The following is a 16,574-nucleotide window of genomic DNA, read 5'->3' as shown; positions in this document are numbered from 1 at the left end:
AATAAGTACCTCTTTCCTTTGCAATTTTAATTATATCTTATTAGCCACTTCTGTTACAACTTTAGTATAGCACTACAATAAGGGATGTAAGGATCGAGGACAGCGGAGTGACAGAGCTGCCCGGGGAAAGTATGGAGCATCCCACCTGGAAGTTGTTGTTTGGCAGACACGCCAACGAAGCCTTTACTGCATGGAAGCATGCCTGCTATATACAGGAAATGGTGGAAGAGGGAAAGAAACGGTTTGATATTCCATATATCATGAATGTATCCATTGAAGTGAATGAGTATGAAGAACCGGCCTTATGCTACATTTCCGGAGGGCCTGTGGCCCGTATGCTGGATATCTGGAAACGGACGGCAACGGGAGTCACATTATTCGGACCGGACATATATCTTCCGGCAGAGCGGGATTACAGAAAAGCATGTGAATTATATGCCAGGGAGGACAATCCGCTTTTTATTCCGGAATCCCTAAATGGCGGGATCGGACCAGCCATGAATATGCTGATCGCAGCGGCGGATTATGATGCGGTGGGGATCTGCTGCTTTGGAGCGGAGAGCGGAATCTGGGAAGGAAAGCTGCTTCCCGAGGCAGAGCATACGGCAGCGTCTATGAGAATACTTTCTTCGTTGGCACCCCTTCTGGTAAAGTACAGGGGGACAGGAAGGGTTCACGCTGTGACACAGGCGGAATTTTCTTCCTGGCAGTATGTAAAAACGCCGGATTATCATATCACAGCCCGGTTTTTAAGCGTTGATCCCAAGCCTCAGCACTATTTCGGCTCCCGTGTAAATGTGTCCGCGCCGGAAAATGCAGATCTGCTCACAGCGAGAGGGCGGTGTCTGATCGTGGACTGCGGATCCGGTGAGTTTTATGTGTCAGGTGTTGGGGTATGTCTTTCTTTTATCCGCAGACCGGAGATCACGGACGGGATTCCGTATGCACATCTCACCTCCGCGCTGGCAAGCCAGCTCAATTTTCTTTCCATAGAGGAAGGGCATTTTGAAGGGGACAAATGGGTCTGTGAGTATAAGAGAAATGGCGACGAGGCAAACTATCAGCTTTACGTTCATCCGGGACAGGTGATCCGGGTGGTGTTAAACCGGGATATAAACTGGGATGAGTAGACTTTTAGGAGAAATAAGAAATATGTTTAAGGATGAGATTTATGAGACTGCCAGAGAGATTGCAGGTACTTTATCCCTGAGAGATAAGGCGAAGCTGTTGTCGCAGATTGTGTGGGAGACAACGGATATCCATAAAAACCATGAGAAACTGGAAAAATTTCTTCTGGCTGACGGGCCTGCCGGGATCCGGCGGCTGAAGGATTATTTTGACGAGGATATTTATAATACAAGACCAAGCACCTGTTATCCGTCTCCAAGTACCTATGCCAGCTCCTGGAACCGTCAGCTTCTTTTCAAGCTGGGTGAGCATATGGGAAAAGAGGCGCAGCAGGAGGGCGTGGATACTATGCTGGCGCCAGCAGTGAATATCAAGAGAAGTCCATTAGGGGGCAGAAATTTTGAATATTATTCGGAAGATCCCTGCCTGACAGGAGAATTGGCATCGGAATTTATTAAGGGGATCCAGAAGGAAGGCGTGGGAGCCTGCCTAAAGCATTTTGCAGCGAACAATCAGGAGACACGCAGGATGAACATCTGCGCGGAAATTGACCAGGAAACGCTTCACGAGGTGTATTTGACAGCTTTTGAAAAGCCTGTGAAAGAGGGAAAGCCTAAAATGGTGATGGCTGCCTATAATCAGGTCAATGGGGAGCATTGCGCCAGCAATGGAGAGCTTTTGGATATTCTGCGAAAAGAATGGGGCTATCAGGGCGTAGTGGTGACGGATTGTTATGCAGCTCATGATCTGGAAAAGGGAATCCGTCACGGGCTGACTCTACAGATGCCGGGAGAGGACGGTGAACGCATCGCGGATCGTATCGAGGAGCTGATTGGAAATGGCAGACTTACGGAAGAAGAGTTGGATGCAGCAGTGATCCGCAATATTGCTTTTGCATTGGATGCGGCACGCTGCAGAAAAAAGGATTTTCAGTACGACCGGGAAGAACACCATAAATTCGCACGGGAGTTGGCAGAGGAAAGTATGATCCTTCTGAAAAATGAGGGAGAGGTTTTGCCGCTGAAGACGGAGGAACGGATCCTGGTGGTGGGAGAGCTTGCCGTCCATCCAAGATTCCAGGGCGGCGGAAGCTCCCATGTCAATCCATGGAAGCTGGAAATACCGTTAGAGGAAATGAAAAAGCTTGGGAAGTATGTGGAATTTCTGCCGGGTTACCGTCAGGGAGGAAACAAAGAGGAAAACGAGGCATTAAGGCGTGAGGTATTAAGAAAAGCCGGGGATTTTGACAAGGTGGTGGTATTTGCCGGGATTCCTGATCTGATTGAATCGGAAGGGTACGACCGGGATTCTCTTAAGATTCCGGAGGAACAGAATCAGCTCCTTTTGGAGCTGGCGGAGCAAAAAGTGACAGTGGCAGCAGCTCTGGCAAATGGTTCTGTGATCGAAATGCCATGGAGAGATCAGATTCCGGCAATCCTGGAATGTTATCTTGGCGGGGAAGCGGGCGCTTCGGCAGCAGCAAGGATTCTCTTCGGGGAAGTAAATCCATCAGGGAAGCTTGCGGAAACCTTTCCGCTTCGGCTGGAAGATAACCCGTCCTACCTGTATTTTCCGGGAGATAAAAAGCGTGTGGTGTATGGGGAAGGACGTTTTGTGGGCTATAAATATTATGATGCGGTGGGCAGAGATGTGGCGTTTCCCTTTGGTCATGGCCTCTCCTATACGCAATATGAATACAGAAAGCCTTTGCATGGCGGAATGATTGATGTACAGTCGCGTCTTGTCAGGCTGACGGTAAAAAACACCGGAGGCAGAGACGGAAAAGAAACCGTTCAGGTTTATGTACAGAAAAGATCCGGAAAGGAGAGTCCAAGCCCCAAAAAGCTTGTAGGATTTGAGAAGGTTAGTCTGGCAGCCGGAGAAGAAAAGGAAGTCTGCATTCGCCTGGATGAGAAGGCATTTCAGCATTATAGCGTGGAAAACGAAAGGTGGGAAAACGAGAACGGCAGCTATGAGCTGCATATCGGAAGCTCCGTTCAGGATATCCGCCTGCGGGAAAAGGTGGAGATGGAGGAATGCTTTTGCAAAATAAGTGAGGATAGCACCATTGGAGATATGATTCAAATAAAGGGAATGTATGAAAAGCTGGAGAAAGCATTTGCAGATCATCCGGTTTCCCTTGGATTCCTGCAAATGACAAAGGATGATGATCCCCTGAAAGCTATTTCCATGGGCTCTCTTATGACATTTGAAACTTTGAAGCGCACAGATAAAACGCTGAGAAATGAGGATATTGACAAAATACTGCTGGAAATTAACCGGCTCCAAAAAGCAGATCAGCTTATCCCGAAGCTTTTTTATACAGAGGAAAATCCGGCAGCGTGCCGAAGCTGCCGGGATACCTATGGAAAGGGCGACAAGATAATTTTTGATTTCGGACATAACCATCCGGCATATTTCCGGTTCCGTATCCGAAGCGTGGGAAGCCCGCAGGATGCGCCGGTATTTCTTCACATAAAATTCTGTGAGATTGAAAAAGAGATTCAGGAGGACACCTCCGGTTATAATGGCTGGATCAGCAAAGGATGGCTGCAGGAGGAATGGATTCATATAGACGATACGCCGAAAGTGATAGAATTGGAAAGAAGATATTCCTTCCGCTATGCAGTGATAACGGTTCTGGATACTTCGCAGAAATTTAGGATCGCTTTGGAGGATGTGCAGAGGCGCACCGTATCATCCGTAAAAGAGGAGACGGCAGGACATTTAGAGACTGGAGATCCGCTGCTGGATCAGATTGGAGAGGTATCGGTCAGGACACTTATGAACTGTATGCAGACTGTTTTCGAGGATGGACCGAAACGGGACAGGCGTTTATGGATGGGAGATCTGATGCTCCAGGCATTGGCTAACTATGAGACCTTTGGGAATCATAAGCTTGTGAAGCGGTGCCTGTATTTATTTGCAGGAATGGCTGGAGATGACGGGATGCTGCCTGCATGCGTTTTTGAAAAGCCGCAGCCTCACAGGGATGATGCGTTTCTCCTGGATTATGCCTTGTTTTTCCTGCCCATTCTCGCAGAGTATTATCGCCAGACCGATGACAGGGAAACATTGGAGGAGCTTGCTCCTGCTGCGCTTGCCCAGATTTCCCTTGCGATGAAATATGTAGATGAAAAGGGCGTTATCTGCGAGGAAGGTGTGGATGGTTCCCGGGGAAAATACTACTGCTTTGTAGACTGGAGCGCAGGCTTGGATAAGCAGTGCTCCATGCAGGGAATTCTGATCTATGCCCTGCAGTATGCGCAGCAGATCTGTCGGATGCTTCAGGATAAAACAGCGGAGAAACAATATGGAGAAATGGAAGCACGCTTAAAGAAAGCAGCAATGGAGAAGTTTTGGGATGAGGAATTGCGGGCATTTGTAAGCGGTCCTCAAAGGCAGGTATCCATGGCAAGCCAGGTCTGGATGATCCTGGCAGGCGTTGTAGGCGGCAAAGGGGCAGCGGAGCTTCTGGAAAGAGCAGAGAACGGTCAGGCTGCAATGGTTACTCCGTATATGCACCATTTCTATGTTATGAGCCTGATCCTTTCGGGGGAGACAGAAAAAGCGCTGCAGCATGTGAAAGACTATTGGGGAGGAATGATCCGGGCCGGAGCAGATACATTCTGGGAATTGTATAATCCGGAGAATGAGAAGGAAAGTCCCTATGGTTCGGACTGTATAAACAGCTACTGCCATGCGTGGAGCTGTACACCCATATATTTTCTGAAGAAGTTTTATAAGGGATAGAGGTTGGAGTTTATAGTAATCCAAATGTATATTTCGGCTATTATGTAATCATAATACATATTAGCCGAAAATATACGTTGCATTTATGCAGGGGCGGAGAGCATCAGGCTCTCCGCTTTTTACGTCACAGGGTTACTCATCGTAAACCGCTGTTTTTTGACCGCCAACGGTGTTTGACAGTGGCAGGGGGCTATAATATAGTTAAAGCATAAGAATCATTACATGTGTTGCCGGTCACGGAGTGGGCAGCAACGAATCACTGTTATATTGGGAGGTAAAAATCATGGCATCTGTTTGCATTCTTGATGAATTTGAGGTACATAAGAACGAAGAATTTCTGCGCATTGCAGAGGAATTGAAGCCGGAGCTGCACGAAACTCGCATCGCCCCGGTTCGGCTTTTGACATTGGAGCAGGGGGAACACCCGGAACCGGAGGTGGTAGCTGAGGAGGTGCCGGAAGCGCTGAAGGACAAGCGCTTAAAAAAGGATGACAAGGTGATCCTGGATTTTGGAAGCCACCATGTGGGGTACGTTACTCTTGACCTTGCATCTGCGGGCAGCCACCAGGATGCTCCGGCATATATTTATCTGAAATTCGCGGAGAGACTGGATGAGCTGACCACCGATATCGCGGCATATAACGGCTGGATCAGTAAGGGGTGGATCCAGGAGGAATATATTCATGTGGATGTGCTTCCGGCAAAGCTTGAGCTGCCGAGACGGTATGCGTTCCGCTACATGGAGATCAAGGTGCTGGACGTTTCTCTGAAATTTTCCCTGGTGATCAACAGCGTTACGGGAAAAGCCGTTTCGGCTGTCAGCGATGAGCATGTCCAGGCAATTTCCACAGAGGATGAAATCCTGAACCAGATCGACCAGGTCAGCATCCGCACCCTGAAAAACTGTATGCAGCTTGTGTTTGAGGACGGGCCAAAGCGTGACCGGAGAATGTGGCTTGGGGATTTCCGTTTGCAGGCAAGAGCAAATTACAAGACCTTTCACAATGTGGATATGGTAAAGCGCTGCCTCTATTTATTCGGCGGCCTGACGTTTAATGAAGGAAAAATCCCTGCCTGCCTGTTCCTGGAGCCGGAGATCGAGCCGGACGATACCTATTTATTTGACTATGCTCTGCTGTACGGCTCCGTGCTTTTGGACTATTACAGGGCGACAAAGGACCGGAAAACGCTGGAGGATTTATATCCGGTGGCAATTCGCCAGATTGAGATCGGGCTGACATATCTCAATGATGAGGGGATCATACCGGACAGAAGCGGCCAGTTCTGGTGCTTTGTGGACTGGGGCGAGGGACTGAACACCCAGGCTGCATCTCTTGCGATCCTGATCTATTCCATGAGATACGGAATCCGCCTTGCGGAATATATGGAGGATAAAAAGACGATCGAATGGCTGGCTGAAAAAATGACAGTGCTGAAACGCTCCGCAGTAGAGCATTTCTGGGATGAGGACCAGCATTTGTTTGTCAGCGGCGAAAACCATCAGGTATCCTGGGCGACCCAGGTTTGGATGATCCTTGCAAGAGTATTTGATAAAGAAAAGAACCGTGAACTGATCCTTCACACTATTGAGGTGAACCCCAGAATCCGAATGGTCACTCCATATATGTACCACCACTACATTGATGCGCTGATCCGTTCCGATGAAAAGGAACGTGCGCTGGACGAGATGAAGCGCTACTGGGGCGAGATGATCCGCGATGGCGCGGACACCTTCTGGGAGTTATACAATCCCTATAATAAATATGAATCCCCATACGGTTCCGTGGCAATCAACAGCTTTTGTCACGCATGGAGCTGCACGCCGACCTATTTTCTGAGAAAATTTTATATTACAGAGAAATAGTAAACTGTCAGCCCTTTGTACAATTTACGTAGAAAAACCGCCGTTTTGCGCTGACTTCTACACAAAATAACCAGAATGAGTTAGACTGGCGTTAGCAAGTATGGGAGTTTGTAACAAAAATCTGGAAAAAGAGGATGCTTTCATACATTTTTACAGGTGTGAATATCCGGTAGAAAGCAAGGAGGCGGATTATGAAAAAAGTGGATTTTAACCGGGACTGGACGTGCAGATGTCTCACCAGGGATGAGGGTGAATATGCGGTGACACTGCCACATGACGCTATGATCTCAGAGCCGCGTAACGAGGAGAGCCAGGGTGAGGGAAACATCGGCTGGTATATCGGTGGAGATTATGAGTACAAAAAGAAATTTGTACTGCCCAAAGAATATGAGGGAAAGAATGCCATTCTGGAATTTGAAAGCGTGTATCACGATGCGGAGGTTTATATTAATGACAAAAAAGCAGCCTTCCGTCCCTATGGTTACACCAATTTCTATGTAGACCTTGAAGGATTTGCAAAGATTGGAGAAGAAAACGAGGTTCGGGTCATTGCAAAAAATACAGACCAGCCCAACAGCCGCTGGTATCCGGGAACCGGAATTTACCGCCCGGTATTTCTCTGGGTGGGGGATGAAAAACATATTCCCGTCAATGGCGTGCGGATCCGTACACTGAGCTTTAAGCCTGCAGTGATCGAAGTAACAGTAAAGACCACAGGGGAAGGTCCGGTAAAGATAGAAATCTGCGATGGAGAACAGGTGGTTGTTTCCGGAGAGGCACAGACAAAAGAAAATACGGCTGTATTCAAGCTGGAAGTGCCGGATGCAAAGCTCTGGAGCTGCGCACATCCGAATCTGTACACTTGCAGAGCAGTATACGGAGAGGACGTAAGTGAAGAAACCTTCGGAATCCGGCTTCTGGAATATAACCCAAAGGTGGGCATGGCGATCAACGGAAAACATGTAATTTTGCGCGGCGCCTGCATCCACCATGACAACGGCCTTTTGGGAGCCTGCGCTTTCCCTGAGGCTGAGGAGCGCAAGGTGCGGATCCTGAAGGAAAACGGTTATAACGCACTTCGTTCCTCCCACTATCCCTGCTCCAAGGCAATCCTGGATGCCTGTGACCGTCTGGGTATGCTGATGATGGATGAATACGTGGATGTGTGGTACATACATAAAACAGAACACGATTACGCCAATTATATGACAGAGTGGTGGCAGCAGGATTTAAAGGACATGGTGGAAAAGGACTACAACCATCCCTGCGTGATCATGTATTCCACCGGAAACGAAGTATCGGAGACTGCCCAGAAAAAGGGAATTGAGCTGACAGGAAAGATGACCGATTACATCAATGAGCTGGACGGAACACGACCGGTAACCTGCGGCATCAATATCTTCTTTAACTTCTTAAGCTCTGTGGGACTTGGCGTTTACAGCGACGACAAAGCCAAGAAAAATGCAGATGCGGCGAAGAAGGCAGCGGAGGCGGCTGCAAAAAAGGCTGCAAAGGAAAAAGAAGGAAAGAAGAAAAAGCCTGTTGGAAGTGAATTTTACAATACCCTTGCCTGTATGATGGGCGACCGCTTTATGAAGTGCGGCGCTACGCTTTATCCCTGTGATGTAAAGACCAGGGATGCCTTTGCCAACATGGATGTGGCAGGCTACAACTACGGCATTTACCGTTACAGGCACGATCTGAAAAAATATCCTAACCGTCTGATCCTGGGAAGCGAGACTTTCTGCAAGGATGCTTACGCTTTCTATGAGATCGCGAAAAAACATCCGCGGATCATCGGAGATTTTGTCTGGGCTGGCATGGACTATATCGGAGAGGTAGGCGAGGGCTGCGCGGAATTCAGTGATTATAATTTTAAAGGAGAAAAGCCAGCCACCCGTATGACAGGCGGAAACGGCAGGATCGACCTTCTGGGCAAGCCCCGCGCGGAGGCCGCCTATACCCGGGTGGCATTTGACCGGGAAAAAGGACCGTTTATGGCCGTGATGCCTGTGTACCAGAAGGAAAAGCTGCGCATCACAGGCTGGCAGCTTACCAAGGCCCTGGAGAGCTGGTCCTGGAGAGGATGTACAGGAATGCCCGCAACAGTGGAGGTATATGCGAGAGCTGCTTTTGTGGAATTGTTCGTGAACGGAAAGAGCGTGGGCAAAAAGGCAATGCCGAAAAAGAACTGCCGTATTGTTTTCCAGGTTACTTATGAGGACGGTGAGATCACCGCGGTATCCTACGATGCCCAGGGAAAGGCCATAGGACGGCAGACCATGCGCACCGCGGGAACCGAGACGGTTCTTCAGGTAAAACCGGAGACGGATTTTGCGAAGCCGGAGGGCCTGGTATTTATTCCGCTGCAGTATACGGACGAGGACGGTATCTGGAAGCCGATGGAAAAGCACAGACTGTCCGTAAAGGTGGAAAACGGAACCCTGGCAGGAATGGGAAGCGCCAATGCTTATGTGGAGGGCAATTATACGGACGACCATACGGTCACCTATTACGGAGAAGCAATGGCAATTGTACGTGCAGGAAAAACCGGAACCGTAAAGGTTACGGTAAAAGATGAGAGCGGAGAACATATTGCAGAGATTCCGGTGAAGGAATGAAAGGAGAAGCTATTTATGAATAAGAAAAAAGTTCTGGCCATGCTTTTGGGACTGGCAGTGGCGGTGACCTCAGTTCCAGCCGGTGTATTTGCAGAGGAGGCAGCGGGACCTGCTGTCGTGAATCTGAAAACAGAGGGAATGGTAAACCCGCTGGGTATGGATGAGGCGGAGCCTGCTTTTTCCTGGCAGATGCAGTCAGCAGCCATTGGAGCTGCACAGAAATCCTATCAGATCGTGGTGACGGATGAGACAGGTGCCACGGTATGGGATTCCGGTGTGGTGGAGAGCAGCGTTTCCAATGAGATCAAATATGAGGGTGAGGAATTAAAGCCGGCAACTGCTTATTCCTGGAAAGTGACGGTCACAGATAACGAGGGCAATACCATGGAATCTGAGCCTGCCACCTTCGAGACTGCTTTTATGGACACCACAAAGGAGTCCTGGGACGGAGCACAGATGATCGGTGCGCCGGACCTTCAGCTAGATGCGGCCTCCCAGTGTGCTTTTAATATTTCTGCATCCGTGCAGATTCCGGAGGGAAGCAGCAGCGCATCCTTTGTTCTGGGAGCTGACGATTTCAGACTAAAAAATGCAGTATTTAATACAGAAGCCATGGCAGGTGAAAACTATGTGAGGATTGAGCTGGATATCTCTGATGTGGAGGGAAGCGGTGCAAAAATCAACGCTTACCGTATGGGATATACGGCAGAGGATTCCGCAGACACACCTGTATTTACCATTGAGGAAAATGAGGGACTGAATGAGCTGATCACCTCCGCAAACAAAAATGAGGCTCATCAGATTGACATAAACGTGAGTGGCAGCACGATTGTCATCAGCGTGGACGGCGAGTCTGTGGGTGATAAATTTGCAGTAAATACGCTGGGTGACAGCAGCAGCTATAATTCTTTCCCGAATCTGAATTCCATCGGCTTTGCCGCAAAAGCAGGGGAAACGGCTTCCTTTATGGATTATAAGGTTACGAATACGGGAAGATTTGCCCAGGGCGAGCTTTTCGGTGAGAGCACCGGAGCGACATATGGGATCTTTGAGGGCATGGACGGCGTGACAGTGGAAGGAAATGTGATCACAGTGGACGGCGGCGAGACTGGCGTGCTGGGATATGCAGATCCTACCTACAGTGCGGCGCCGATGGTCCGCAAAGAGTTTGAGGCAAAGGCGGGAGTGGAATCCGCCAGACTGTATCTCACGGCAGAGGGTATTTATAATTTCTATATGAACGGTCAGGAGGTGGCACCGGAGGAGTGGTTTAATCCGGGCTGCGAGGAGTACGATGCTTACCTGGCTTATAACACTTATGATGTGACCGACATGATCCAGGAGGGCGGCAACGCAATGGGCGCAGTCCTGGGTGAAGGCTGGTGGACAGGCCAGATGACCTTTGAGGTGGCAAACTATAATTACTTTGGTGACCAGCCAGCGGTTATGGCAAAGCTGGTGATCGATTATGAGGACGGAACCAGCGATACGGTGATCACAGATGAATCCTGGAGCTATTACAATGACGGTCCGGTGCGCCTGGCCTCCTTCTTCCAGGGTGAAAAATACGATGCCACAAAGGAAGCAGCGGTAGAGGGCTGGACGAACGCTGGCTTCGATGCTTCCGCATGGAGCGAAGCCTCTGTGGTGGAGACAAGAAAGCAGTTTACAAATGCAGAGCTTGTGACAAGAACCGATACCCCGGTACATGTGATCCGCACCAACGAGGTGGTGGAAGCGCTGGGTGAGACAAAGGAAGGCTCTGATGCCTATATTTATGATATGGGAGAGAACGTGTCCGGTGTTCCGGTGATCACCATTCCGGAGGAATATGCAAAACCGGGTGAAACCATGACCGTGCGCTTTGCAGAAATTCTTTATCCGGAGATGGAGGAATATACATCCAAAGGAATCGATGGAACCCTTATGGTGGAAAATTACCGTGCAGCTTTGGTGACGGATTTTTATACCATGAAGGAGGGCGAGAATGTTTTTGCCCCGGATCTTACCTTCCACGGTTACCGTTATATTGAGATCAGCGGACTGGGAGCAGAGCTTCCGGCAGAATGTATCCGGATGCAGGTGCTTTCTTCTCTGGATGCAGCCGGAACCTATGAATCCTCCAATGAGCTTACCAACCAGCTTTACAGGAATATTGTAAATTCCACTACCAGCAATTATATCTCCATTCCTACGGACTGTCCGCAGAGAAATGAGCGTATGGGTTGGACTGGAGATGCGCAGATTTTTGCATTGACCGGATCTTATGTGGCGGATACCTATAATTTCCTGGATGTTTGGATGGACAGTGTACGTGCAGATTGTGGCGAAACCGGAATGTCCGCACAGTTTACTCCGGCATTTATCCAGTACGCGCCGGAGGATGAGACGATCGAGCACAAGGGGCAGAGCTTTGGAATTACCTGGAATTCTCTTGTTGTGACCATTCCTTATAACTTGTATATGCAGACAGGAAGAAAAGAGATACTGGAAGAAAACAAAGACAATATTTATGCGTATGTAGATACTCTGGTATCCACACCGCTGAGCTATAAAAATGCGGATGATGAAAAGCTTGAGGAGCCGAGACTGACCGGGGAAGTGGGAATGCTGGCAGATCATCTTGCAAGAAAAGTGACAGACAGCACACTACTTGGAAATGCTCTTTATATCAATTGTTTGAACCAGGCAGCAGAGATTGCAGATATCATGGGCGATACGGACAGGGCAGAGGGCTATCGTGAGACATCAGCCATCGCAAAAGAGGCATGGAACGAAATGTTTATCGATCCGGAGACTGGCAAGACAAGAAATGCCAAAGGTGAGATTCAGGATACACAGGCATCCTATGCGACACCGCTGCGTTTCGGCGTGATCAGCGAGGAGAACATGGAAAAGGCGCTGGCAAACTATGAGGCTTCCATAGCAGAGGCTACGGGAGAGGATACGGAAGGCAATGCCATTGTCCCGTATACCCTTACCACAGGCTTTAATGCTACCGGAAATCTTCTGAATGCACTTTCTGATAACGGCATGAACGACACGGCTTACAAATTGTTTGAAGCTACCGATTACGCTTCCTGGCTGTACCCGGTAACACAGGGGGCCACCAGCATCTGGGAGCGCTGGAATTCCTACACAGAGGACAAGGCCTTTGGCGGAAATAATTCCATGAATTCCTTTAACCACTATTCCTTCGGTGCAGTTGGAGAGTGGATGATGGGATACCAGTTGGGGATCATGGCAGACAAGGAGCAGCCGGGCTACCAGCACTTTATCCTGCAGCCTACCGTGGGAGGAACCTTTACAGAAGCGAAGGGAACCTATGACAGCGTGTACGGAACCATCGCAAGCGGCTGGACAGCGGCTGACGGAGTTATGACTTCCTATGATGTGACGGTTCCGGCAAATACCAGTGCTACATTATATCTGCCTGCAGAGGGCGACGTGACGGCTTGTGACGGCGTAACGGTAACTGGCGCTGCAGAGCATAACGGTATTCAGACTCAGCAGATAGAGCTTTTGGCAGGAACTTATCACTTTGAGGTGGCTGATGGAGCCATTACCGTAACAACCGCGTAATTGCAGGGAAAGTCCGGCTTTCAATACAGCCGGGCTGTAAGGCAGCGGTCATGCTTCTTCGGACAGTGTGGCGGCTGCCTGTTTTTAAAAAATTGGAGGGCGAATCATGGAGAAATTACAGTTTAATGACGGATGGTTTTGTTATCGGACGGGTGAGAGGGAGAATATGTTTCCCGTCACCCTGCCCCACGATGCTATGCTTTTAGATGAGCGGAAGGAAAACTGTCCTTCCGGTGTGACAAACGGCTGGTATGACGCAAAGGATTATACCTATGAAAAGACCTTTACGGTTCCGGCAGAGGCAAAGGGTCAGAAGATATTCCTGGAATTTGAAGGCGTTTACAGGAAGGCTACGGTCTACCTGAACGGTGAGAAGGCAGCCTATCATTCCTACGGTTATACAGGATTTTATGTGGATGCAACTTCCCGTCTGAATATGGATGGGGAAAATACGATCCGTGTGGAAGTGATCAACCACGACCAGCCAAACAGCCGCTGGTATTCCGGAACAGGGATATACCGTCCTGTATGGATGTACCTTGCACCGAAAAAGCACATCAAGGTAGACCGGATCAGGGTCACAACAGTGGATTATAAAAATCCGAAGATCCGAGTGGAAATGGAAGCTACGGACCAGGACAAGATTCTGGTGGAAATTCTGGATCAGGGAGCTGTTCTGGCATGCGCAGAGGGACAGACCGATGAAAATAAAAAATACGTGACAGAAATCTCCCTTCCCAATGCAGAACTGTGGAGCACGGAGAATCCAAAGCTGTACACCTGCAAGGTGACCTTCGGCGAGGATGTGCAGGAGGTGATCTTCGGCATCCGTATGGTGGAGTGCACACCGAAAAAAGGCTTCTGCATAAACGGCAGCCGCGTCATCTTAAACGGCGCCTGCATCCATCATGACAATGGAATCCTGGGGGCTTGTGCTTACGATTTTGCGGAAGAGCGCAAGATCCGCATTCTGAAAAAAGCCGGCTACAATGCCATCCGTTCCGCACACAATCCATGCTCCAAGGCTTTGCTGGATGCCTGCGACCGCCTGGGTATGCTGGTGATGGACGAGTACATTGACGGCTGGTATATCCACAAGACAAAATATGACTATGCAGATGAGATCCTGACAAATTACAAGAAGGATCTGAGGGACCTGGTGGACAAGGATTACAACCATCCTTCTGTTATTATGTATTCCACCGGAAATGAGGTTTCCGAGACTGCTCAGAAAAAGGGAATCGCTTTTACGGAGGCGCTTACAAAACGCCTTCATGAGCTGGATTCCACCAGACCTGTGAGCTGCGGCGTGAACATTTTCTTTAACTTCCTCAGTTCCATGGGCTTTGGCGTGTACAGTGACAAAAAGGCAGACCAGGCGGCAGAGGATGCAACAAAGAAAAAGGCTGTGGGAAGTGAATTCTACAACACAGTGGCCGGTATCTTCGGCGCTGAGTTCATGAAGATGGGAGCCACCCTCTACCCCTGTGATGTAAAAACGAGGGATGCCTACGCAAAGATGGATGTGGCAGGCTATAACTACGGTATCAGACGTTACCGCCATGACCTGAAGAAATATCCGAAGCGTATTATTCTGGGCAGCGAGACCTTCTGCGCGGATGCTTATAAATTTACAGAGCTTGCAAAGGATGAGCCGCGCATTATCGGCGACTTTGTCTGGGCAGGTATGGACTATCTGGGCGAGGTGGGGATCGGTTCCTGGGAATATAAGGACTATGCGCCCCGCTTTGACGGCGGCTGCGGCTGGGTGGCTGCAGGATCAGGAAGAATCGATCTGACAGGAAAAGAGCTGGCGGAAATGGCTTACACCCGTGTGGCGTTCGGCATTGATCAGATCGGCATGGGCGTGGTCCCGGTAAATCATACGAAGGACAGCCATTCCCCTTCGTCCTGGAAGATGTCCAATGCCATGGAAACCTGGTCCTGGAACGGCTGTGAGGGCAAGGAGGCAAGAGTGGAGGTCTATGCCAGAGCTGCCAGTGTGAAGCTGTTTGTAAACGGAGAGTGTGTGGGCACAAAGAAGCTGAACGGAGACTGCAGGACAAGCTTCCGCACCGTATACCATGACGGGGAGCTGAAGGCAGTGGCATATGACGAGCAGGGTCAGGAAATCGCGGAGAAGGTTTTCGTGACAGCAGGAGAGGAAACGGTTTTGACAGCAGAGCCTGAACAGACTGTGGTAAAAAAAGACGGGGATCTGGTATTTGTGCGCTTGAAATATACGGACGAAAAAGGCGAGGTGAAGCCTCTTGCCAGAGGAAATATAAAGGTTTCTGTGCAGGGCGGCACACTTCTGGGGCTTGGCAGCGCCTGCCCGTATTACGAGGACAGCTATCTGACGGACAGTACAGACACTTATTTCGGGGAGGCATTGGCAGTGGTGAAGCCGGATGGCTCCGGTGATGTGATCCTCCACGGAGAGAGTCCCTTTGGCAGCGCAGATGTGACGGTAAAGGTAGAAGACTGAGCCGCAGGAGGATAAAAAATGACAAGAAAGAAAAAAGCGCTGGTCATTGCAGGGGTACTTATAGCGGCAATCGCCTTGTTTCTGGGTGTGAATCATGAGCTTACCAGAGTTGTATGGCATAACCTAACGGCGAAAAAGATAAAGCTGGATGATTCTCAGGACTGGAGCGGAGGAATGTCCTATGAAAAGCTGCAGTACAGTGATGTTTCGGAAAGTGACTATCTGGATCTTTACGTGCCGGACAGCGGGGAAAAAATGCCGCTGTTTGTGCTGATCCACGGCGGTGGATTTATGTTCGGTGATTCCCAGACCCGCCAGGCACAGTTCATGTACCGCTATTTCCGGAATCAGGGATACGCCTGTGCATCGGTCAACTACCGTCTGGCGCAGGAGGAGCCGTTCCCGGGAGCAGTGGAGGATGTAAAGGCAGCCATCCGCTTTTTGAAAGCAAATGCAGACAAATACAGATATGATGCGGACCGGGTAGCCGTGTGGGGCGAATCCGCGGGAGGCTATCTCTGCACCATGGCAGGTGTAACTACAGACGAGGATTTCCACGGAGTGAAATTCATCGGCGAGGATGAGCTGGCGGAGCCAGTGTCCGCGGATGTGGATGTGATCGTAAATTTTTATGGTTGTGAACAGTTTGGAACCATGGAAGAGCAGTTTGGCCAGTTGGGTATCCCGAAGCTTATAAGATCTGTGGCGAATATGTGGCTGGAACAGGGACTGAAGGAATATGATGCAGAGGAATACACTTCTATGGAAGGATTTTGGCTGCGCAAGGAACTGGACCAGTGTACACCGGAAGAATTAGATCAGACATCCCCCTTCTATTTTATTGAAAAGAATCTGGATCAGAACAGCGATAAGCATATGGTGATCTGGCACGGAGATGCCGACATTACCGTACCATGGTACCAGTCCCGTGATTTGCAGGAGACGATGGCAGAAACGGTTGGAGAGGATAAAGTCCAGTTTAAGCTTTTCCGCAATCTGGGGCATGCGGCGGACATGTTTTACAGTGACGAAAGCCTGTTTGAGATTAAAGAATATCTGGATAAGATCTTCGGAAGATAAAAAACTGGGATTTTTGCACAAATTATACAATGAAAATTTGTCTATTATTTCAAACCAC

Annotated in this window: 7 protein-coding genes; all 7 read left to right on the top strand. The window is 49.4% G+C overall.

All coding sequences use genetic code 11. The features are described 5' to 3' along the window. Positions 1-107: 107 nt before the first annotated feature. The 7 genes from ACESZH_RS09635 to ACESZH_RS09605 all read left to right on the top strand — a co-directional run bounded on the left by ACESZH_RS09635 (position 108) and on the right by ACESZH_RS09605 (position 16,516). A complete protein-coding gene (locus tag ACESZH_RS09635) occupies positions 108-1,130 on the top strand; it encodes a DUF5597 domain-containing protein (protein WP_373214505.1) in 1,023 nt (340 codons plus the stop codon). A gap of 22 nt (positions 1,131-1,152) precedes the next feature. Further along, on the top strand, positions 1,153-4,881 hold the full coding sequence (locus ACESZH_RS09630; RefSeq protein ID WP_373214507.1) for a glycoside hydrolase family 3 C-terminal domain-containing protein: 3,729 nt from the start codon (positions 1,153-1,155) through the stop codon (positions 4,879-4,881). Between the two features lie 283 nt (positions 4,882-5,164). Beyond that, positions 5,165-6,745, top strand: coding sequence for a sugar hydrolase (locus ACESZH_RS09625; RefSeq protein ID WP_373214509.1), 1,581 nt, complete (start codon positions 5,165-5,167; stop codon positions 6,743-6,745). Positions 6,746-6,936: 191 nt separating this feature from the next. Further along, on the top strand, positions 6,937-9,366 hold the full coding sequence (locus tag ACESZH_RS09620; RefSeq protein ID WP_373214511.1) for a glycoside hydrolase family 2 TIM barrel-domain containing protein: 2,430 nt from the start codon (positions 6,937-6,939) through the stop codon (positions 9,364-9,366). Positions 9,367-9,381: 15 nt separating this feature from the next. Beyond that, on the top strand, positions 9,382-12,948 hold the full coding sequence (locus tag ACESZH_RS09615) for a family 78 glycoside hydrolase catalytic domain (protein ID WP_373214514.1): 3,567 nt from the start codon (positions 9,382-9,384) through the stop codon (positions 12,946-12,948). A gap of 106 nt (positions 12,949-13,054) precedes the next feature. Then, positions 13,055-15,436, top strand: coding sequence for a glycoside hydrolase family 2 TIM barrel-domain containing protein (locus ACESZH_RS09610; RefSeq protein WP_373214516.1), 2,382 nt, complete (start codon positions 13,055-13,057; stop codon positions 15,434-15,436). A gap of 18 nt (positions 15,437-15,454) precedes the next feature. Next, positions 15,455-16,516 carry an alpha/beta hydrolase fold domain-containing protein gene (locus tag ACESZH_RS09605; protein WP_373214518.1) on the top strand — a complete coding sequence of 354 codons (1,062 nt, stop codon included), beginning with the start codon at positions 15,455-15,457 and terminating at the stop codon, positions 16,514-16,516. Positions 16,517-16,574 lie beyond the last annotated feature (58 nt).

This window comes from Ruminococcus sp. 5_1_39BFAA, from assembly GCF_964240875.1.
Taxonomy (GTDB): domain Bacteria; phylum Bacillota; class Clostridia; order Lachnospirales; family Lachnospiraceae; genus Blautia_A.
The sequence above is the reverse complement of the archived record's forward strand: the minus strand, read 5'-3'. Positions and strand labels throughout refer to the sequence as shown.